This is a genomic window from Clostridium sp. NkU-1, assembly GCA_001312405.1.
In genome coordinates, this window is the sequence record BBDR01000010.1 from 45,072 (window position 1) to 65,848 (window position 20,777).

Consider the following 20,777-nt stretch of genomic DNA (forward strand, 5'->3'; position numbering starts at 1 on the left):
AAGTCTTGGCTTTTGTCAGCAGGTTTTTGTGTATGATTTTTCAGTGAGATAATTATTGAGTCAAGCAGATATTCGCAATCCGCGGTCCTGCCTGATTCAGTTAAAATTTCCGTCCCCCGCCCCCCATGGTATGTCCTGAGGAGGTGTGGGTGGTACTCCTGCCGCCGGAGGAAAGACCGCCGCCGCCATGGCCTCCATTCCCCTGGTTCCGTGGAATTATCATATGGGTCACGGTCTTGTTCACCAGATGGTCGTACTGGTCCGTATACCGGAACTGACAGTTTGCACGATAGACCATCAGCGAGTTTCTGGCCCAGCCTCTTTCCTTTTTCATGGAATACCGGCTGGTCACTGACCCGCAGGCAGCCGCCGCTGCAATGAGCCCGATGAGAGCTGCCAGAGCAGCCTCATACCACCGGATGCTGCGGTAAACGCTTATTTTTCCGGTCTCCTTATCGTAATTATACTGTCCTCCGGGAATCCCGGCCTTATAATATTTGTTCACGCCATCCAGAAAGCTTTGGACACAGGCACCGTATTCCTGACTGCTTACCTCTTCATAGGCGGCATCCAGGATGGAATTCCAGCGTTTATCCGTTAAAAAGCGGTTCATTTTTCCTACGGGAAGGATGTAAAGCTCCCGGTTATCCATGTCTATCAGGAACAATACTCCGTTATAATCCTTTCCAACACCAAAGGCTCCTCTTATGTAAAAATCCTCCGCATATTCACCGGCTGTCTTTCCGCCTGCCCGGTCTGTGGTCGTGATCACCACATCCATGTTCATCTCTTTTCTCATCGCCTGGATCTGAGATTCAAACGTATCTATTTCCTCCCTGGAAAAGAGTCCTGCTTCATCATAAACCCGTTTTTCCCCGGAAACACCTTCAGGGCTCCCGCTTTCGGCAAACGCTTTCATACCCCCGGAAAAGAAGATCAGAAGCAGAAGAACCATGGGCAGTAAAACAGCTGTCCTGCATATCCGAAGAAACAATCCCTTTGTTCTAATCATATTAAATACCCCACAATCAGCATGGCAAAAAATACGGGCAGGAATATTTCAAGAAACAAAAGCATCAGCTTATTCCGGTCCACAGGAAGCTTGCCGCATACCTTACCGGTCTGCCCGTTCACTGTAAAATAATACATCTGGTCCTTTGATCCGTCATGATAGGTAAGGGTCCATACAGGCAAAAGGGCATACTCCCACTTTTCTTCCTCCAGATGGACGGATTGATTCTGAACTCTCACAGAATCATAGGATGTGATGCTGTTTTTTTAAGGACTCTCCGGCAAACTGGCGCACCTCAGACTTTACTTCCTCAGAAAATTCCTGCTCTCCCATATCCCGCCGTTCTGCCACAAAACCGGAAAGGAACCCCATGGTAAAGGGTTTCATTTTCTCTGTTTCATAGGGCAGTACGCCCTCCACCAGCTCCCGGTTGGATTTCTTCAAGGCATTGCGGGGCACGAATTTTACAGGCATAGTCCCTTCCCTGCGGACATCATAGGTCTGGGTTTCCGTATAGCGGCGGTCGCCGCTTACCCAGACCCGCAGACGGTCCGCTTTTGCATCCAGCTTCCCTCCGCCCGGCAGCTGTAAAGCATGTAAGGAAAATATACGCCGGAGATTTTCTCGATCTGGTCTTCACTGTAAAAAGCCTTTGGAACAAACCGTTTCTTTTTCATCCATTGTTCAAAAATTTCCACAGCCCGCTTCTTCTCCATTGCAAATGGAATCACATAATCCGGATGGAATTCTCCGGAAAGCCTGCCTGAGAGGATCACCGGATTATGGCAATAATAGCAGAAGGTCGCAGCAGTGGTCTCATCCGTTACGATCTCGGCGCCGCAGCTGGGGCAGGTATAAAGCACAGGCTCTCCGCCCTCTTTTTTTCTTTCCTGCCTCAGGCTCTTTTTGCTCCCCGTCTGCAGTTTCTTTCTGAGTGAATTCTGATAAACAGTATTCACAGGCATACTTCTGCTTTTTCGGATCAAAGATAAGCGGTCCGCCGCAATTAGGACATTTATAACTTATGATCTCACTCATGGTCTTGGTTTCCCACACTCCGAACAAAATCTGCCATTGTTTACAGTTTTACATTCACAGGTCCATGGTCCTGCCTGCTTTGGATTTCCGCATTCCGGACAGAATTTTCCTGTATTCACACTTCCGCAGCTGCAGGTCCATGGGCTCTCTGAAGAACTTTGTGCCTTACTCTCTCCGCCTGCTGCCGTCTGTTCTCCGGGATTTCCCTGCTGGGCCCGGTTCATCTGCATCTGCTGATAGTTGGCGCTTGAAGCTGCTCCCATAAAGCCGCCACCGGCATTCATTCCCATACCCATGCCCATAAATCCTGCCATGGAACCATTGGCATTGCTTCCTGCCGCTTCTAAGCCTCTGGCTACTGCTCCCTGCACATAGCCCTCCCTGACACCCGGATCGCTTAACATGGCTCCCTGGTTGCGAAGATGGATCAGCTCCTTGGATTCCTCGTCATAGGAAATGCTTGCGATTCCTACAGACTGGATCTCCATTCCTCTCTGGTCCTTCCACTGGTAGTCAAGGACATCGGACATATACTGGCCCAGCTCTCTTCCTTTGGAAGCCACATAGGAGATACGTATGCCATCGGCGGACATCTGATTGATGGAAGACTGAAGAGCCTCTAAAAATTCAGATAAATACTGGGCGTTGATGTCATCTACCTCAACACGGGAAGCATTTTTCGGTATGGCCTCCGCATAGAACAGCAGAGGGTCCGTCACCTTGATGGAATACGTTCCGTAAGCCCGTAAAAACAATTCCGCATTATAAAACTGGTCAAAATAATTAATGGGATTGGGAGTACCGAACTTGATCCCTTTAATCTCCTGCAGATTAATGAAATATACCTTCTGGGCAGTGGGCGTCTGGCCACCGAAACGAATCCGGTCAAAGGATTCTTTTATGGCCTCATCAAACTGGCCGTTAAAAAGGGAGGGGAGGGAAGAGTTTTTTTACGGTAAAATAGCCTGGTTCCCCGGTGTAGTCGATCACTTTTCCCCCATCCACCAAAATCATGAACTGGTTGGGGTAAACATGAATGACAGAACCATCGGAAATGGTATAATCCGTGCTCTTTGTATTGGATCCTTTTCGTATCTTCACTCCGCTGGCAAATACGGTCTGATCTCCCATGCTGCCTGCTTCTATCACTTCAAGCCACTGGTCTGCCAGTGAGCCTCCTACTGCGGTAGTAAGCGCCTTAACAATTCCCATGTTGCTACCTCCTCAACAAAAATTATTTTCCCTATTATATCATGAACCTGCGGTTCCTGATCGTCATTCGCCGCCCGCGCCGATGAGCTTGCTCGTCGGCACTTTCTTTCGCTCATTATACTACACAATTTACTGGTTGGCTATACTGTTTCTATCCTTCGCCACCGCTATGCTATACCGCTTTTCATATTTATACAGCACGCATCATGGCAATTTCTTTGGCATACCCGGAAAGATCATTGGGTGTCTCCAGATAAAAGGGAAGGCTCTTTAAAGCCGGGTGAACCGTCATCCGCTTCAGAGCCTCAAATCCGATAAAGCCTTCTCCGATCTTTGCGTGGCGGTCCTTATGGGCCCCAAGAGGATTCTGGCTGTCATTTAAATGGATGGCCTTTAATTTATCCAGTCCGACGATCTGGTCGAACCGGTTTAAAACTCCATCCAGGTCACCGGCAATATCATAGCCTGCATCCCATACGTGGCACGTATCCAGGCAGACTCCCATATGGTCCTTTTGCTCTACCCGGTCCAGGATCTCCCGTAACTCTTCAAATTCCCGTCCTACCTCGCTGCCCTTGCCGGACATGGTTTCCAAAAGGACGGTGGTATGATGTTCCGGAGTCAGAATCTGACCCAGCATATCTGAAATATAACGGATCCCCGCCTCTGTTCCCTGTCCCACATGGCTTCCCGGATGGAAATTGTAGCAGTTTCCGGGAGTGTATTCCATCCGGTCCAAATCATCCTTCATGGTGTCTCTGGCAAGGGCACGGAGCCCTTCATCCGCGGAGCAGGCATTTAAGGTGTAGGGCGCATGGGCCAGAATCCTGTTTATTCCGTGTTCCCCGGCAAAGGCCAGGAAACGGTCCACATCCTCAGGATTCATGGCCTTTGCCCTGGTTCCCCTTGGATTTCTTGTAAAAAACTGAAACGTGTTGGCATCAATCTTCACAGCCTCCTTCCCCATGGCAAAATAGCCTTTTGAGGAAGACAGATGACATCCGATCGTAAGCATATAAGCCTCCTGTCATTTTATTTTTCTTATCTTTTTCCCTTTGGCCGGACTGATGGCATTTACGGCGATGAACATGAACATGGCGGCCAGAGCCAGCTGGATGAAGATGCTTAAGACCACCCAGTGTTCCATGATAAAGTTATCCGGATGGGGACCAAACCAGCTGTTTAAACTCCTTACCACCTGATTATCCCCTGTCTGGCCGTTGATCATGGCATAAAAAGTAGCCACCGGGTTTAACAGGAGCAGGTACAAACATGCGCCGGAATTGGTCTGGTCAGCCATGCCGCCCACGGTCATGGCATAAGTGCTGCTCATATTCATCCTGGCCATGGACAATGCAAAAGCATTGATCGCATAGGTGCCTGCGGCAATGAGAACCAGTACCCCATAGCTTACCACAGTGGCAATGGTGGAACGCTTAAACAGGGTGGAAAAACAGATTCCCATGCTTCCGCAGAGAAGGGCAACTGCCAGATAGCACAAAAGCAAAAGCAATACGTCGTAAATCATCACGCCCCCATACACAAAGGATACGGCCAGAAGGGGAAAGCTGGACATGATCATGAGAAACATCGTACTAAAGGATGAAGTAAACTTTCCCCATATGATCTCCCATGGCTTCAAGGTGGTGGTGAGAAGAAGGTCAAGGGTCTGGCGTTCCCTCTCTCCGCTGATGCTTCCTGCTGTCAGCGCCGGCATGATGAACATCAGCATCACAAATTCCACCGCAGCCACGAATACATACAAATTGGTAAAGGAAGAATACTGGATTTCCGCAGTGAGCTTTACCCTCTCCACCACGGAGTACATATTAAGCAGAATCACCAAAGCCAGAATCGTATTAAAAAGCGCCAGGATCAGCGCCAGACGGAAGCTTCTGGAGCTGACGGTTGTCTCCCTCTTATAAACCGGATTCAATTTCATGTACAAGCACCGCCTTTTCTTTATCATGATCCGTAATCTGCATAAACAGGGATTCCAGACTTCCCTGCTCTCTGCAGAATCCATGTACCAGCACTTCCGCATCCACCAGCTGCTGCAAAAGAATGGCCTCATCCTGCTCATCTCCAATGAAATTCACCCGGATGTCCTCTTCCTTTACCGCTATGGTCTGGACGCAGGGCTGGCTTTTTTAAGATGGTCAGAGCTTTTTCCTTATTTCCGAGAACAGAGATGATCAGAGGATTGGAAGCATTGACCCGGCGCAGGATCTCCTCCATGCTGCCGCTTAATATCATCTTCCCCTGGTCAATGACCCCAATGTCAGTACACAGCTCGGAAAGCTCGGAAAGCACATGGGAGCTGATGAATATGGTCTTTCCCTGCTCTTTTAATTCCTTTAAGATTTCTTTAAATTCAAACCTGGTTCTTGGGTCCAGCCCTGAGGCCGGTTCATCAAGAACCAGCAGCAGGGGATCGTGGATCAATGCCCTTGCCAGGCAGAGCCGCTGCTTCATTCCCCTTGATAAGCTGTCTACGTAAAAATTCACCTTATCCTCTAACCCTACCTGTTCCAAAAGGGTCATGTACCGGGTCCTGCCCTTAAGCCCGTCGATCCCGTAGCAGGAGGCAAAAAAATTCCATATATTCATTGACTTTTAAATTATCATAAACGCCGAAAAAGTCCGGCACATAACCGATCTTCAGCTTTAATTCATGTAAGCCCCCGGACACATCCACTCCGTCGATCATCACCTTGCCGCTGTCGGCAAAAAGAAGCCCTGTCATGATCTTGATGGTAGTGGTCTTTCCTGCTCCGTTAGGCCCTACAAAGCCATAAAGGGATCCTTTGGGAATATGAAGGTCCAGGCCGTTTAACGCATGGAATTTTCCAAACTTTTTCCGCAAATCCTTAATCTCTAACATCATTTATCCCTTCCTGCACAGTCAGCATTGGCAGAGTCACATACCAGTTATTCTCAGCCGCATTGTCACATACATATTTCACGGTCAGCGTGTTGCCGGGAGACAGATAAGGGGTAAGCTCCCAGGCTTTATAAACTGTTTTATCTGGTTCCATGGCATCGTAATTTCCCGTATCGTGATTATAGAAATAAATATTTCCCTTAAAGATGGTGGTATAGTAAAAGTTTTCGCTGTTTAAAAACTCATCAGACGGGTTTTCAAAGATCAGCTTTTCCACCTCCAGATCATTACCGAGAAAATACTCCAGGGATACCGGGTCCACGCCGTAAATGGCGTTGGAATCCGCATAATACTGCCCGCTTACCACTGTAGGTGTCTTCATAAGGGCAGAACGGGAGGTCTCCCCGTCTTTCTTTGTCTTTACATTAATGGTCGACGTAAACATGGACATGCCGTAGGTCTCATAATTTCCCCCGGCAAGGAACTGGCTGTCAGACTGGTCCTTGCTGAAAGCCACGATTCTTGCCTCCGGATTATAGAATGAGGAATATTTATCAAGGTAAAAGCTTAAAATATTGGTTCTTGATAAAGCCAGCATGTAAGCAGGATCCTCAATATCCGCTTTTGGATATTGATAGCTTCCCGTCACCCGGGCAGATACCAGGAAGGAATTATTGATGGGATAGTTGATGACAGGAAGCCCGTTAAGGTTCAAGGTCTCTCCCGGCTTCAGTTCATCAATGACCACCATTTTCCCGTACATCAGGATCCCTACCTTTTCCACCTGGAAAGGATATTCATTGGTCACAGTGCCGTATATGTTTCCTTCAAACAGGGTGATGTCCCCTATAAGGCCCTTATGCTCTTTATTAGGGGTCCTTTTCTTTAAGGAATAATATTTGGAGGTAAAGGCTGCTGCGTTCTGGACCGAAACCCTGGTGTCTTCCTCCCCATAGGATATCTTCACCTTATAGTCTTCATTCCCTATGAATCTGGGAACCGGCTTCATCTCATAGGAACTGCTTCTGGTAATGGGAAGCAGATCGTATGACGGATCAAGGGCAATGGTATATGCCTTGTTGTAGGGCGTCCTCATGTTGATATAGGTATATTCGTCTACATAGTTTTCCGTGGTATCCAGAATGGTTGCATAGGTAAAAAAAGGTATCCTTAAACCTGGTTCCAATTCCCATTAAATATACCACTGCTGAAAAGGACAGGGAAACCGTCACAACCGCGGTCCGGTAAAACCTTCTCCGTTCCTGCTTCTTCAAAAACAGGTACAGTACCGGCCCCACCAAAACAATGTATCCCAGAATCACTACGGAATAAAGGACCTGGTTCGGCAGTTTATCTACATTTCCGGTATTTAACATGTTCTGAACAGACCAGAACTGGCCGGAATTGCCGCTGTAAAGGTAAGAGGACAAATTATTTAACTTGGCTTCTCCTAAAAGCGATGTGAAAAGCTTATCCACATAGGAGCGCTGGACCTGGCAGAAAGAAGCGATGTCCACAAAGTCATAGGCAGCCACGCCTACCTTTCCTTTTCCCTTTGATACGGAGGTAAGGACCGGAAATTCATCATTGGACAGAACTCCAGTTCCCCCTTTTAAGGATACATCTGCACAAACCAGATTCATGAAGGAATCTCCCGGACCGTTGGAAGAATATTCCACTCCCATGTCCACGGCTTTTTCCGATGGAGGAGCATAGTCTTCTTCCAGGATATCGGACCGGAATGCATAAAGGGTGTCATCCACCCTGCTGCCGGTTCCAAGAAGAAGGGTTCCCCCCTCCTTTACCCATTCCCAGATTGCTGATACCTGGTCTGATGACAGTCTTTTGGTATCATAATCCGTAATGACCAGCACATCCAGAAGGTCCAGCCCAATGACATTATCCGGCATCTTTTCTGTATCCATCTCAAAGGTCTTGATCCTGACAGAGCTGTAATTCACTCCCACCCCATCCATATAGGACATGGCCTCCGGCTCATCAGATAAAACTCCCACAAACAGCTCCGCTATATCTGCCGTAACATTCATTTTTAAACGTTTGCGGATCAGTTCTCTTCCCTGGGAGTCCAGAAGCTTTACATAAAGAGCATCTGCCCTTCCCACCGGAATATCCAGGGATTCCTCCGAGGCTTCAAAGGCCTTTAAGGAAACCGGATATTCATACTGGTAAATGTCGTAATCGGATTCCATGGCAATGGCCTGGACCGTCCCCTGAAATTCGGAATCCATTTGGTTCTTTAACGAAAAATTTACCGGTACGTAACGTCCGCTTTTTGCATTTCCCTCATAGCCGTAGGAAACATCCATGGAAACGCCGGAATTAAAAGCTGCATAATTTCCGTCTGTATAGGAATTTCCTGCCTCCAATCCGGCCGTTGTTTCATATGCCATACCGAAAGCAGGCAGCATTACGCTGCCTGCTATGGTGACCGCCATGGCACAAATCAGGGATACTTTTTTTGAATTTCATTTCTGTCACCCTATCTTTCCAAAGTTCTCTTTATTAATATCAAAATCAACCTGCAGCTTAATCGTAAATACTGTTCCGGATAAATCACTGGTCACCTGAATGGTTCCGCCATGCATATCCACAATATTCTTTGCAATGGCAAGGCCCAGCCCCGTTCCTCCTGTATTGGTGGACCGGGACTGTTCCACGCGGTAAAACTTATTGAAGATAAGAGGCAGTTCTTCCTCCGGGATCACATACCCATAATTGATCACCTGGATCGTAACCAGTTCTTCGCTTCCATGGACCTTTACCAGGATGCGCTTTCCATCCGCACCGTATTTGATGGCATTGTTGATCAGATTGTCAAACAGACGGGCAAGAAGGTTGCCGTCTGCCGAGATTATTTGGGCGGGAACATTGCTTTGAAGCTCATAGGAAAGATTCTTATCCACAAAACTGGGATAAAATTCTTCCAGAAGCTGACTTAAAAGCTTCACCACGTCCACCTTGGCTACGTGCATGGAGATCTTTCCATAGTTCAGCTTTGTAAATCCGAATAAATCCTCAATCAGCTTTTCCAGCCGCTTTGTCTTCACATATGCAATCCCTATGTACTTTTTCTGGACTTCCGGATCAAGCTTTGTTTCTCCGGACAACAATTCCAGATACCCGATGATGGAGGTTAATGGAGTCCTTAAGTCATGAGCAATATTGGTGATGAGCTCGTTCTTGGTCCGCTCCGCCTCCCGTTCCTTGTCCATGAGGCCTCTTAAATCTCCCACCATCTTATTTAAACTGGCTGCCATGACGGAGAATTCATCATCTCCCTCAATGTCAACCGTAATATTTAAGTCTCCCTCGGAAATGCTCTGCATGGCATCAGAAATCCGGCTGATATAACGCATGGACTTTTCCTGGAGGAGGAGAAAGGTGACCGTAAATATTCCGATCCCGAAAATCACATAAATCAGGATCACCACCACATCAAAGGAGGTGAGCATCTCCACAAATGCATTATCCCTTTGTGTGTTTCTCATGTAGGAGGCTACCAAAGATACGTTGGTCACCAGAAATATCTCGATCAGGACCGTGACCACTGCACTGTAAAAAATATTGGCAATGACCCGGGTATGAAAACGGCGGTTAAGATCACTTTTCAATTTTGTATCCTACCCCCCAAACAGTGGTGATGATTTTGTTCTGTCTGGTATCTTCCTTCATCTTACCCCGCAGCCGTCTGATATGTACCATTACTGTGTTGTTGGCCTCATAAACCTTTTCATTCCACACTTTTTCAAAAATTTCATCGGTGCTGAACACTCTTCCGGGATTGGAAGCCAGTAAGTAGAGGATGTCAAACTCAATGGGGGTAAGCTTGATCTCTTCCCCATAAACAGTCACCTTATGGTTATCCTTGTTAATGGTCAGTCCTCTTATGGCGATTTCATTCTTAGCAGATTCGTTTGCCGCACTGTTGGGGTTTAACTGGGTGTAACGGCGAAGCTGGGATTTTACCCGTGCCGTCAGCTCCAGAGGATTAAAGGGCTTTGTCACGTAATCATCAGCCCGGTTCCAAGTCCCAGAATTTTGTCCAGATCCGTGGACTTGGCGCTGAGCATAATGATGGGAATGTTATTGGTCTCCCGTATTTTCTTGCACATTTGCAGGCCATCCATTCCTGGCATCATGATGTCTAAAAGAACCAGATGGATCTGGGTCTTTTCCAGAATTTCCAGTCCTTCTTCCGCATTATTTGCTTTATGTACTTTATATCCATCACTGACCAGATAAATCTCCACCAAGTCTGCAATTTCTTTCTCATCATCCACAACCAAGATGTTTATTGTTTCGGACATGAAAAATACCTCCCTTGTCGTATGTATATATAAGCTTCAGCGGTGCATTCATAATTTGGCTGACGCCAGATTATTCATGACGGGCGTTCCGCCCTATAGAAACACTTGCACAGTATGTGCTTAGTGAGCAAGCTCCCATGCACATACTGTGCAAATGTTTCTGCACCGCTAGACTCTTATCCATTTTACCACAAGAAAGGTATCTTTGCCTTACTATTTTCTTACAAATAAGCTATAATTCGGTAACTATGGGGAGCCTTTCCTTTGGCCTACCCCTGACTTTCCGTAGGAATAAATACCCGGCTGCCTACCGGATCTGATTTGCCAAGCTCCGCCTTAACGCTCTGAATGGCCTCTTCACAGAACTGTTCCTGGCTGTTGACCAGAACCTTGCCCCTTTTATCAGGTTTTTCATAAGTTCCGTCGGATTTTAAGATATGGGCCTTCACATTATCCTGAAACTGCACCTTAAGAACATGGAGAATCTGCTCTGTCAATATTTCATCCTCCACAGGGAACATGATCTCCACCCTTCTGTCCAGGTTTCTTGGCATCCAGTCGGCGCTTCCCATATAAAGCTCCGGGCTGTTGTCATTTTCAAAATAAAAGATCCGGGCATGCTCAAGGAAATTTCCAACAATAGAATGAACCGTAATATTTTCACTTAAGCCCGGGACTCCTGCTTTTAAGCTGCATATCCCCCGGACAATTAATTCGATCTTTACTCCTGCGCAGGAGGCCTCGTAAAGGGCCGCTATGATCTCCTTGTCGCAAAGGGAATTCATCTTGGCCATGATATGAGCCGTTTTCCCGTTTTCCGCATTTTTCGCCTCCCTGCGGATCATCCTTAAGAACCTGGCCCGCAGCCAGATGGGCGCCAACACCAGCTTATTCCAGTGAAGAGGCTCAGAGTAGCCTGACAGCATGTTAAACACTGCGGTGGCGTCTTCCCCGATCTGGGGATTGCAGGTCATAAGGCCGAAATCCGTATAAAGCTTTGCCGTGGAATCGTTGTAATTTCCTGTACCTAAGTGTACATAACGGCGGATGCCATCCTCTTCCCTTCTCACCACCAGAGTGATCTTGCTGTGGGTCTTTAAGCCCACCAGCCGTAGATGACGTGGCAGCCGGCTTTTTCCAGCTTTTTTGCCCAGTTAATATTATTTTCCTCATCAAAGCGTGCCTTTAATTCCACCAGCACTGATACCTGTTTGCCATTGTCAGCGGCCTCTGCCAGAGCGGCGATGATGGGGGAATTTCCGCTGACCCTGTAAAGGGTCTGTTTGATGGCCAGGACCGACCGGTCACTGGCAGCGGTTTTTACAAAATTTACCACAGGATCAAAGGTCTCGTAAGGATGGTGAAGTAAAATGTCGCCTTCCCGGATGTTGGTAAATATGTCATCCTCATTCATAAGCCTTGGAACCTGCTGGGGAATATAGGGAACAGCCTTTAAACGATCAAAGCCTTCCATTCCGTACATCTTCATGAGAAAGGTCAGATCCAGAGGGCCCGCGATTTCAAAGATATCGGCGGAGCTGATGCTTAACTCCCGCTTGAGTATTTTTAACAGGCGTTTATCCATCTTTTCTTCCACTTCCAGACGGATAGCCTCGCCCCACTGACGTTTCTTAAGCTGCTTTTTGATTTCCTCCAGAAGGTCCTCTGCTTCCTCCTCGTCAATGGTGAGATCCGCATTTCTCATAATGCGGAAAGGATGGGCGGTAATGACATTGTAATTTAAAAACAGGCTGCCGATATTCCGTTCCATGATCTGTTCCAGCAAAATGACGGCCCGTTCTTCTTTTTTTCCCTGTGGGCAGTTCCACGATTCTTGGAAGAACACTAGGCACCTGGACCATGGCAAATTCCAGTTCTTCTTCCCCGCTCTTTTTCTGAAGGAGAGCCGCGATGTTTAAGGATTTGTTTCGGACCAGAGGGAAGGGCCTGGAGGAATCCACTGCCATGGGAGTGAGCACCGGATACACATTCCTCTCAAAATAACTGTCCGCATAGCGTCCCTCCTCTTCGCTTAGATCCTCATGGCACTGGACCACCCGAAGCCCGTTCTGTTTTAATGCAGGAAGAAGGGAACGGTTATAGGTGGAATATTGCAAAGCCACCAGCTCATGAGTCCGCCCGCTGATCCTTTCAAGCTGCTCCGGTGGCTTCATGCCCGCAATATCAGGCTTTGTATATTTGGCATGAACCATATCCTTAAGGGAGGCAACGCGGACCATATAGAATTCATCAAAGTTGGAGGCAGTGATGCTTAAAAACTTCAGCCGTTCAAAAAGAGGGAGGGTTTTATCTCTCGCTTCGCTGAGCACGCGGTAATTGAATTCGATCCAGCTCAGCTCCCGGTTTACATAGCTTTCAGGATTGTTGTATATCTCATTGGCGCCTGTCATCAGGATAACCTCCTCTTCTGTTTTAATATGGGCCTTATTCCAAATATCTCTTCAAAAAAAATCTGCTTTCTGGCGGAATGCCACCGCTTCCAGGGTGATGTCGCTTCATAGGAGACCGTCACCACCAGCTGCCCGTTCTTCACGCTCATATGGCTGTCTGACAGCTTCTGCTTATGGCTGCGGTCCATGGAATTGGCCAGCCGTAAAATAGCTGTCAGCTTTCCCACAAGTAAGAGGCTGTCTTTATGGGGAAATTCTCCCTTAGCGTTCCGGAACACCTCCTCACTTATACGGATCCGGTTATAATCAAATTCCACTCCATTGTAGCGGACCGCATTGGCAATGATCTCCCGTTCCATATGGGACAGGCCGATGATCTCCGTTGACATGATGATATGGTAAGCGGATTCGCTGGGGTTTCTCATGCTGATAAATTTACCGCAGGCGTGAAGGATGGCGGCAATCTGCAAAAGCAGCCTTTCCCTCTTTCCCATTCCGTGGTATTTCTTCATGCTGTCGAAAATATCAAGCACGTATTTTTCCATACTGACGGTGTGAGGACCATGGCATTTATAACGCTTTGCCATGTTGCGGGAGGCCGCAAGAATGTCCTCGGAAAAATCATGGTTGAATTTCACCGCCTTTGCCTCTTCCGCATATTCGGCGGCAATGCTGTCGCAGAGGCGGATTCCCGGAATCCAGAAAAGCTCTGCCTTGGTCAGTTCCAGAACACGTTTAAAGATGATGGCCGCCGGAATCAGGAGAGACGCGTATTCCGCATTGACTCCAAACCGGTCCTGGATCTGTCTAAGGACATTTCCACAATCCTTTCATAAAAAAATGCAAATTCTTCCGCAGTGACCCGCTCCACAGGCTTTCCACCATGGCTGCCCCTGGACAGATAAAGGATGCTCTCTCCGATCCCGATCAGGTTTTTGATCTCCCTGTCCTTTAGGTAAACCTTGCGGAATGTGTACAGTTCATTATCCACCATTTCTTCGATCAGGGTATTCTGCGTCTGGGTGTCGGTCTGTACGGTCCCCATCATTTCCCGGATCCTTAAGACGCCCAGCATCAGATTATGGGTGGAAACAAGGGCATCCCGATCAAACAGGGAAACCTGCATGCTTCCAAAGCCCACATCCACAATGGCGGTTCCTTTTTGTATGATTTTATGGAATTCCGCATCCTTTGAAGCAATGGCCTTATAGCTGATAAAGCGCTGCTCAGAGTTACTGATGACCCGCACTTCGATTCCGGTCCTTACCCGGATCTGATCCAGAACGATCCGGCTGTTTTTCGCTTCCCGCAGCGCTGGTGCCGTAGGCCCGGTAGCCGATCACTTTATAGGACTCCATAATGCCGGCAAAATCCTTGATGACCTGGCACATTTCCTCCACCAGCTCGTAGCTGATCTTTCCTTCGTTATAGGTGTCCCTTCCAAGGGCAATGACATGGCGGACATGGTCCACCTTCCGGATTCCGGCTTTCGCGGAAATCTCATAGATACCAAGCTCCAGTTCAAACGATCCCACATCAATGGCAGCAAATAATCTTATTGCCATACCTTTCCTCCTTACTGCCCATGAGCCAGGCAGCTTCTTCTATATTCCACTTTGTCATTTTAATCGGTTGTTCCCAAAAGGTGTGTGATAAACTGGCTTGCCGTTCTGCCGGATAAGCTCCGTGGTTTAACTCCCATATATTTGCTTTTGCATACAATTCTTCCAGAGGCATGTTTACATCACTTCGGGCTGCCAGCTCCCTTACGATCTCCTGGAATTCCCTTCTGTCAGGCGACCCAAAGTAAATGGTCACTCCGAAGCGGGCCACCAGGGAAAGCTTTTCCTGGACGGTGTCATTATTATGTAAGTCATCATCCAGCTCTCTTTTGTCACTGAATTTTTCCCGTATGAGATGCCTGCGGTTAGAAGTGGCATAAATAAGCACATTGCCCGGCTTCTTCCCAAGGCCGCCTTCAATGATTGCCTTTAAATACTTATACTCCAGTTCAGAATCCTCAAAGGACAGATCATCCATGTAAATAATAAATTTGTAATTCCGGTCCTTTACCTGCTCCTGGACCTTTGAAAGAGACTTGAACTGATGCTTGTAGACCTCGATGATCCGAAGCCCCCTGTCATAATATTCATTGAGAATTGCCTTGATGCTGGAGGATTTCCCGGTTCCGCTGTCACCGAAGAGCAGGACGTTGTTGGCAGCGCGGCCGTTTAAAAATGCCTCCGTATTTTCAATCAGCTTCTGCTTTTGCAGCTGGTAGCCGATGATGTCGTCCAAATGAACGTGTTCCATGCTGGTGATGGGCAGGATCTGGGGTTCGCCCATTCCATCCTCTATACGAAAGGCTTTATTAAGGCCGAACTTCCCTACTCCGAATTTACGGTAAAACTCTGTTACCTCAGCAGCAAAGACCTTTTCATCCCCGGCCTGTTCCAGGGCAACAGCCAGGGCCACGATCTGATCCCTGATCCTCTTATTATAGATCTTGCTGGTGCCGTCTGTTGTCCGGTAATGGGAAAGTGCGGTCCATATCCCCCTGCCCTCCTCATGGTTTAAACAGTCCAGCTTTCTGATGTCATAATCGAACAACTCCTTAATGACCCGGAAATCGTGGGCAGCCAGTTCATTTAAGGTTCCTTCAACAGGGCCTGTGATCTCACAGGAGGTGCTGTAGGCATTTTCATTGTCAGCCAGGCAGAAAGCTAAAAAACAATGCCAGAGATTCCCCTCAAAGCCATAGGAAGCCGCCAGCTCTATAAGCTGACCGGCGCAGGCATAGGAATCCGGCATTGTTTCTGTTCCAGACCGCTGGTCCAGGCTCAAAAGCCCGGCAGTCTTGTCAAAAAGTTCACGATATTTTAAATTGCAGTACAAAATCAATTCCTGGGATTTCATAAATTCTTTTGTATGCCCTGTCTGCATATTGATATTCCCTCTTCTCTTCCTGACTATTATTGTACGTAGTATGCCTGCTATATTCCACCCATCGCAGATACACAAGTGGTATTGAACAAATGGAAACCATGCAGACAGATATTGACATCATCAAAAAAGTAGTTACTGAACATTCTGCGAAACTTCAAAGAACCTCATAATCCATCATTTCATCGCATTCTTCTAAAGTATCCGGTCTTTTGCCAAAGATAAAACAGACACGTTAATAATTTCCCAAAATCCTCATGTTGCTCCCCTCTTCGGATATTCCCTTTAAGGCATTCTGAATGGAAGCATCGCTTAAATTCCCCTCAATATCTATGAAAAACCGATATTCCCAGTTTCTTCCCAGGATGGGCCTTGACTCAATCATCATCATGTTGACCCCGTTATAGATAAAATTGCCCAGCATATTATAAAGAGAACCGCTCTTATGGGGCAGTTCAAAGCTTATGCTTATCTTGTCCGCATTTTCCCGGTATACCGGCTCCCTTGACAGGATGATGAACCGGGTCGTGTTGTTTTTATTGTGGTTGACAGAAGATTTTAAAACCTTCAGTCCATAAAGCTTCCCAGCGGTCTCGCTGGCAACTGCCGCCTGGGATGGATCTCCATCCTCAAGAACCTTTTTAGCCGCCACTGCAGTATTTTCCACACTGATCTGCTTCCAGCCCCTGTTGGCATTTAAAAATTCAGAGCACTGCATAAGAGCCTGGGGATGGGAAAATACCGTCTGGATGTCCTCCTCCTTTGCCTCCGAAAGCCCAAGCAGCGCATGGTCTACGGGAAGAAAGGTTTCTGCCACAATATAATTGTGATATTTTATGAGCAGGTCATAATTATGAGTGACAGCACCTGCCGAGGAATTCTCAATAGGCAGCACCGCGTAATCCGCAGTTCCTGCCTCCACCTCTTTCATGGCATCCTCCCAGGAGTCTACATGGCGGGCATCGGCATCGGCTCCAAAATATTTTAAGGCCGCCTCGTGGCTGTAAGCGCCTTCCACTCCCTGATACACCACCCGAACCTGCTTTACAGGAAGTCCTTTACCGGACGGAAATCATTTTCCGTTTTCAATCCGTGCTCCGCCATAAGCTTGTACTGTAAATGGCGGCTAATGGTCATCATCTGGGTGAACAGCTCCATTACCGCCTGTTTATGGAATTCATCCTCCACCATACCGGTCATGGCCTGGATCTTCTGCTGTTCCCTTTCCCTGTCATAAACCTGCTTCCCTGTTTCAATCTTATATTCCGCCACCTGGCCGCTAAGCTCCAGCCGCTTTTCAAATAACGATACAATCTCACGGTCAATCCCGTCAAGCTGTTTTCTGATCTCCTGTAAATCCAATGTCTTCATGAGTATTATCATCCCTTTGTCTTATCTGTCTGTGTGCTTAAGCTCTGTCTGTAAGCTTTCCCTGGCTTTTAAGCTCCGCTTCCAGCATGGTCTTTATCTGATTTTCTACATAGGCTCCGGGGAATTTCCGAAACTCCGGTTCCAGCTCCTTTGTATAAAAGGGGCTGCCAAATTCAATGGTCACCTGGGAGGAACGGATGCGGGGAAATTGCCGTTCAAACACTTCTGCAGTTCCGGATATTGCAACCGGCACTACCGGACAGCCGCTTTTTTCCGCAATTTTAAGACTTCCTTCCTTAAATGGAAGCAGGTCCAGTGGATTTTCCTCCCGGTTTCTGGTACCTTCCGGGAAAATCCAGACGGAAACGCCTCTTTTTACCTGATCAATTCCTGTGAGAATGGTTTTTAAGCCTTCCTTTAAATTCTTCCTGTCTAGAAACAGGCAATTAACCAACTTCATCCAGGTGGAAAGGAGGGGGATCTTCTCCATCTCCTTTTTTTGCCACAAATCCCATGAGGTCCGGAACCGTCACATAACCTACAAGAATATCAAAATAGCTTCTGTGATTTCCCACATACAAAACGGCCTGGTCTGCCGGAATATTCTCCTTTCCTTTAACCGTGATTTTCACGCCGGCCATTTTAAGGAGGATCCGGAAGATCCATTGAACCGCCGCCAGGCTCTGTATATCCCGCCGGCGGCGGTCCTCTTTACCGGTCAGACACAAAAAGGCCATAACCGGAATGCTTAAAATCAAAAATAAAATGACTGTTGCTGCTACAAGAATAAAACGTATCATTGGTCTAGCCCTCCATTTCATCTATTATATAAAATGGCGACTTTAATTACAATACTACCTGCCTTTCTTTTTTGTAATTTGTTCAAACAACAGTCCTGTGGCAAACCACAGAGGCGCAAAGTCCAGACGGATCAGCCCGTCAATGTTGGTGTTTCGTCCCGTATAATCCCACGGGCATATCCCTCCGCCACGCAAAAGAGTACCGGCAAAATATTCCGCCACAAAAATTAGAACCATGTAAAGAAATCCATGGCGGATGGCCAGTTCCGCTTTCTTTGCCGCAAATCCTGAACCGGGATTCACCCACCGGTCAATGAGATCTCCAATGGGGCCTAAAAGCGCTCCGCATCCATAGATGGGAAACATTAAAAGAGAAGTCTGCCCCATAAGCCGCCAATCATGGCGCAAAATGGATTCCGTGGAGGTAAAGATAACCTCCAGGCACCAGCCTGTCACCCCGCATTTGCAGAAATCAAGTGGCAGCTGTTTTAAGTTTAATTGTGATAGTGTCTTCATATTCTCCATTATGCGCCGGTTATGGACTTATTATGTTCTTCTGTAAAAGAATTCTATAAAAGAGGGGACAACAACCTGCTTCCCTGTTCCTTGATCCGGATGAAAAGGCTTCTCTCCTCATACACTTCTCTTGTGATCTCTTTGCACACCTTTAGATCCTCCAGGAACAGAGCTTCCAGCCTGCGGGTTGTCTCCTCATCGTAAATTACTGCATTTACTTCAAAATTAAGCTCAAAGCTTCTGATATCCATATTGGCAGTGCCGTAAGAGCTTACCTTTCCGTCAGTCATGACCCCCTTGGAATGGAGAAACCCGTTTTCATAGGTATAGCATCTGGCTCCGGCAGATATTAAATCTCCCACATAGGAATAGGAAGCCCAGTAAACAAAAGGGTGATCCGGCTTACATGGATCATGAGCCTTACATCCACACCGGAACGGGCAGCCATCTGCAAAGTGGAAAGCACGGCATCATCAGGTACAAAATAGGGTGTCTGGATGTAAATATGATCCCTGGCCTTTGAAAATAAGCGGATATAATTATCCCGGATCTGACGGCTCCTTGCATCCGGGCCGCTTGCAATGATCTGGATTCCAAGATATTTTTCCTCATTATTCATGTCAACCACGCCCAGTAATTCCAGGCATTTTCCGTCCTCATCTTCACAAAAATATTTCATATTTCTAAACAGGTTTTCTCCTGTGGCATAATTCCAGTCCAGTGCAAAACGGATCTGAAGGCTTAGCACGGAGCCTCCCTGCAGCTTTAAATGGGTATCTCTCCAATAACCAAACCTGGTATCCTTGGAAATGTATTCCCGGCCAATGTTAAAGCCCCTACATACCCGACCCTGTTGTCAATGACCACGATCTTTCTGTGGTTTCTGTAGTTTACCCGAAGCTGGAGCCTGCCAAGTATGGGAGGAAAAAAGATTCCAACCTTTACCCCGTTTTCCTTTAGCCGGTTCCATTTACTCTTTGGCATGAAACGCCCTCCCATGCCGTCGCAGAGAATGCGCACCTCGACCCCTGCTCTGGCCCGCTCGATGAGGATGGGGACCATGGAATCAAACACTTCATCATCCTTAATGATGTAATACTGCATATGAATGAAATGGGCCGCATTGGAAAGCTCCATTCTTAAATCTTTGAATTTTTCCTCGCCGTCAGTAAATATCTGGGCAGTGTTGTCAACGGTCAGCACTGATCCGGAGGTTTCTAAATTGTACACCACCAGATCCTCATAATCACGGGACAAAGAGGATACCAGGCTGATGTCATGGCTTTTTAAAAATTCCTCCTGGTTTTTTGCGGAGTAACGCACCCGGTCTTCCACTTCCTTAATCCGGAAAAGCTTGCCCTTTCGCATATCCTGGCCCAAAAGCAGATAAACAAGAATGCCGAATACGGGAACAAAATACAAGGCCAGGAGCCAGGTCCAGACCGCTTTGGGATCACGACGCTGGAAAAACACGATGATAATTGAAAGAATCAGGTTGATATAAATCAGATGATCGATCAGCCAGTTCCAGATTTCAACTGTCTGTAAAAAAACTGTTTCCATAATAAATCCCTCCTGTCTAAGCGGTCATTATCCGCTTTATTCCTGCAGGCAATGAAGCAGGTTCAAGCAGCCCTTGCAGGGTATCCGATTGCAGGAAGGGCCACCGCCGATGCGATGACCCTTTTTATACAAACTGATTTCTCTCCCTGTTGTAATGATAATCAATCGCGGCCAGAGAAAGGGTCAGGTCCTCTTCCCGGATCCCAAGACTATGGCAGCATTCCTCCAGAGAAGGATAATAATCTCTTAACTGAGTATTGACATAGCTTAGCAGCATTACTGGATCTTTAGGTATGTTAAACATTTTTTCCTCCTGTTATGCTATTATTATTGCATACTATCATATAAATCCGTGAGTCCGCAGTGTAAGCTGATAAAACCTGCGGTTTTATCAGCTTACGGGCATTCGCCCTATGAAACAGTCCATGACAAGATTTTCTTATGTGCAGGCACAACGAAAATCTTCCCCTGTCCTGTTTCGCACTGCTCATTGCTTACGTGAATATTCTATCATAATTTTTCCCAGTTGTGAATCTTTCAGAACAGGAGTCCCGGAATTTCATGAAAAAAACTTCCGGGGCATTCTTCTGGCCTTAAGACCGGCCCTGCCTGTTTACGCTCCAAAAATCTTGACAAGCCTTGGAAGCAAACGATATAATACCTTCATCGGATATAATTATAAAAATATATCGGGAAGGA

General features: G+C 47.1%; 18 protein-coding genes and 6 pseudogenes. All 24 read right to left on the reverse strand.

The genetic code is table 11. The features are described 5' to 3' along the window. Positions 1 to 100: 100 nt before the first annotated feature. Positions 101 to 1,012 (reverse strand): TPM domain-containing protein, encoded by a 912-nt coding sequence (locus tag JCM10519_RS15405; RefSeq protein WP_054740237.1) that lies wholly within the window; start codon positions 1,010 to 1,012, stop codon positions 101 to 103. Then, positions 1,009 to 1,251: a hypothetical protein gene (locus tag JCM10519_RS30540; protein WP_347844376.1), complete on the reverse strand. Its 243-nt coding sequence runs from the start codon at positions 1,249 to 1,251 to the stop codon at positions 1,009 to 1,011. Before JCM10519_RS30540 ends, JCM10519_RS15405 begins: the two co-directional genes overlap by 4 nt. Positions 1,252 to 1,255: 4 nt before the next feature. Next, positions 1,256 to 1,486, reverse strand: a complete 231-nt coding sequence (locus tag JCM10519_RS30545) for a hypothetical protein (RefSeq protein ID WP_347844377.1) — start codon at positions 1,484 to 1,486, stop codon at positions 1,256 to 1,258. Between the two features lie 56 nt (positions 1,487 to 1,542). Continuing rightward, entirely contained in the window at positions 1,543 to 1,971 is a 429-nt protein-coding gene (locus JCM10519_RS30550) for a hypothetical protein (protein WP_347844378.1), read from the reverse strand. Between the two features lie 75 nt (positions 1,972 to 2,046). After that, positions 2,047 to 2,952: an SPFH domain-containing protein gene (locus JCM10519_RS15415; protein ID WP_347844435.1), complete on the reverse strand. Its 906-nt coding sequence runs from the start codon at positions 2,950 to 2,952 to the stop codon at positions 2,047 to 2,049. A 19-nt stretch (positions 2,953 to 2,971) separates the two neighbouring features. After that, positions 2,972 to 3,262, reverse strand: coding sequence for a hypothetical protein (locus tag JCM10519_RS30555; protein ID WP_347844379.1), 291 nt, complete (start codon positions 3,260 to 3,262; stop codon positions 2,972 to 2,974). Positions 3,263 to 3,452: 190 nt separating this feature from the next. Then, entirely contained in the window at positions 3,453 to 4,277 is an 825-nt protein-coding gene (locus JCM10519_RS15420; protein ID WP_054740238.1) for a deoxyribonuclease IV, read from the reverse strand. Positions 4,278 to 4,289: 12 nt separating this feature from the next. Then, positions 4,290 to 5,204 carry an ABC transporter permease subunit gene (locus tag JCM10519_RS15425; protein ID WP_054740240.1) on the reverse strand — a complete coding sequence of 305 codons (915 nt, stop codon included), beginning with the start codon at positions 5,202 to 5,204 and terminating at the stop codon, positions 4,290 to 4,292. Beyond that, positions 5,182 to 6,146: pseudogene (locus JCM10519_RS15430) on the reverse strand (ABC transporter ATP-binding protein). Before JCM10519_RS15430 ends, JCM10519_RS15425 begins: the two are co-directional and overlap by 23 nt. Continuing rightward, on the reverse strand, positions 6,133 to 7,242 hold the full coding sequence (locus JCM10519_RS30560; protein ID WP_347844380.1) for a hypothetical protein: 1,110 nt from the start codon (positions 7,240 to 7,242) through the stop codon (positions 6,133 to 6,135). The pseudogene JCM10519_RS15430 and the gene JCM10519_RS30560 overlap by 14 nt, the downstream one beginning before the upstream one ends. After that, positions 7,202 to 8,575, reverse strand: coding sequence for a hypothetical protein (locus JCM10519_RS30565; protein ID WP_347844381.1), 1,374 nt, complete (start codon positions 8,573 to 8,575; stop codon positions 7,202 to 7,204). Before JCM10519_RS30565 ends, JCM10519_RS30560 begins: the two co-directional genes overlap by 41 nt. Positions 8,576 to 8,641: 66 nt before the next feature. Continuing rightward, positions 8,642 to 9,778 (reverse strand): ATP-binding protein, encoded by a 1,137-nt coding sequence (locus JCM10519_RS15440; RefSeq protein ID WP_054740242.1) that lies wholly within the window; start codon positions 9,776 to 9,778, stop codon positions 8,642 to 8,644. Further along, positions 9,768 to 10,474, reverse strand: a pseudogene (locus tag JCM10519_RS15445) (response regulator transcription factor). The gene JCM10519_RS15440 and the pseudogene JCM10519_RS15445 overlap by 11 nt, the downstream one beginning before the upstream one ends. Before the next feature lie 269 nt (positions 10,475 to 10,743). Then, a pseudogene (locus tag JCM10519_RS15450) lies at positions 10,744 to 12,885 on the reverse strand (RNA degradosome polyphosphate kinase). Continuing rightward, complete coding sequence (locus JCM10519_RS30570) at positions 12,885 to 13,523, reverse strand: hypothetical protein (protein ID WP_347844382.1); 639 nt, start codon at positions 13,521 to 13,523, stop codon at positions 12,885 to 12,887. The pseudogene JCM10519_RS15450 and the gene JCM10519_RS30570 overlap by 1 nt, the downstream one beginning before the upstream one ends. A gap of 119 nt (positions 13,524 to 13,642) precedes the next feature. Continuing rightward, the gene (locus JCM10519_RS30575; protein WP_347844436.1) at positions 13,643 to 14,197 is read right to left on the reverse strand and encodes a hypothetical protein; all 555 of its coding nucleotides are present in this window, start codon (positions 14,195 to 14,197) and stop codon (positions 13,643 to 13,645) included. Beyond that, positions 14,118 to 14,450 (reverse strand): hypothetical protein, encoded by a 333-nt coding sequence (locus JCM10519_RS30580; RefSeq protein WP_347844383.1) that lies wholly within the window; start codon positions 14,448 to 14,450, stop codon positions 14,118 to 14,120. Before JCM10519_RS30580 ends, JCM10519_RS30575 begins: the two co-directional genes overlap by 80 nt. A 59-nt stretch (positions 14,451 to 14,509) precedes the next feature. Next, positions 14,510 to 15,801: pseudogene (locus JCM10519_RS15460) on the reverse strand (ATP-binding protein). A gap of 262 nt (positions 15,802 to 16,063) precedes the next feature. Continuing rightward, positions 16,064 to 17,199: pseudogene (gene pheA / locus JCM10519_RS15465) on the reverse strand (prephenate dehydratase). A 37-nt stretch (positions 17,200 to 17,236) separates the two neighbouring features. After that, entirely contained in the window at positions 17,237 to 17,689 is a 453-nt protein-coding gene (locus JCM10519_RS30585; protein WP_347844384.1) for a lysophospholipid acyltransferase family protein, read from the reverse strand. Beyond that, positions 17,646 to 17,999: a 1-acyl-sn-glycerol-3-phosphate acyltransferase gene (locus JCM10519_RS30590; protein WP_347844385.1), complete on the reverse strand. Its 354-nt coding sequence runs from the start codon at positions 17,997 to 17,999 to the stop codon at positions 17,646 to 17,648. The genes JCM10519_RS30585 and JCM10519_RS30590 overlap by 44 nt, the downstream gene beginning before the upstream one ends. A 54-nt stretch (positions 18,000 to 18,053) precedes the next feature. Beyond that, positions 18,054 to 18,515 (reverse strand): hypothetical protein, encoded by a 462-nt coding sequence (locus tag JCM10519_RS15475; RefSeq protein WP_347844386.1) that lies wholly within the window; start codon positions 18,513 to 18,515, stop codon positions 18,054 to 18,056. A gap of 53 nt (positions 18,516 to 18,568) precedes the next feature. Further along, a pseudogene (gene cls, locus JCM10519_RS15480) lies at positions 18,569 to 20,078 on the reverse strand (cardiolipin synthase). 124 nt (positions 20,079 to 20,202) lie between these two features. Next, positions 20,203 to 20,382 (reverse strand): DUF4250 family protein, encoded by a 180-nt coding sequence (locus JCM10519_RS15485; RefSeq protein ID WP_054740247.1) that lies wholly within the window; start codon positions 20,380 to 20,382, stop codon positions 20,203 to 20,205. Positions 20,383 to 20,777 lie beyond the last annotated feature (395 nt).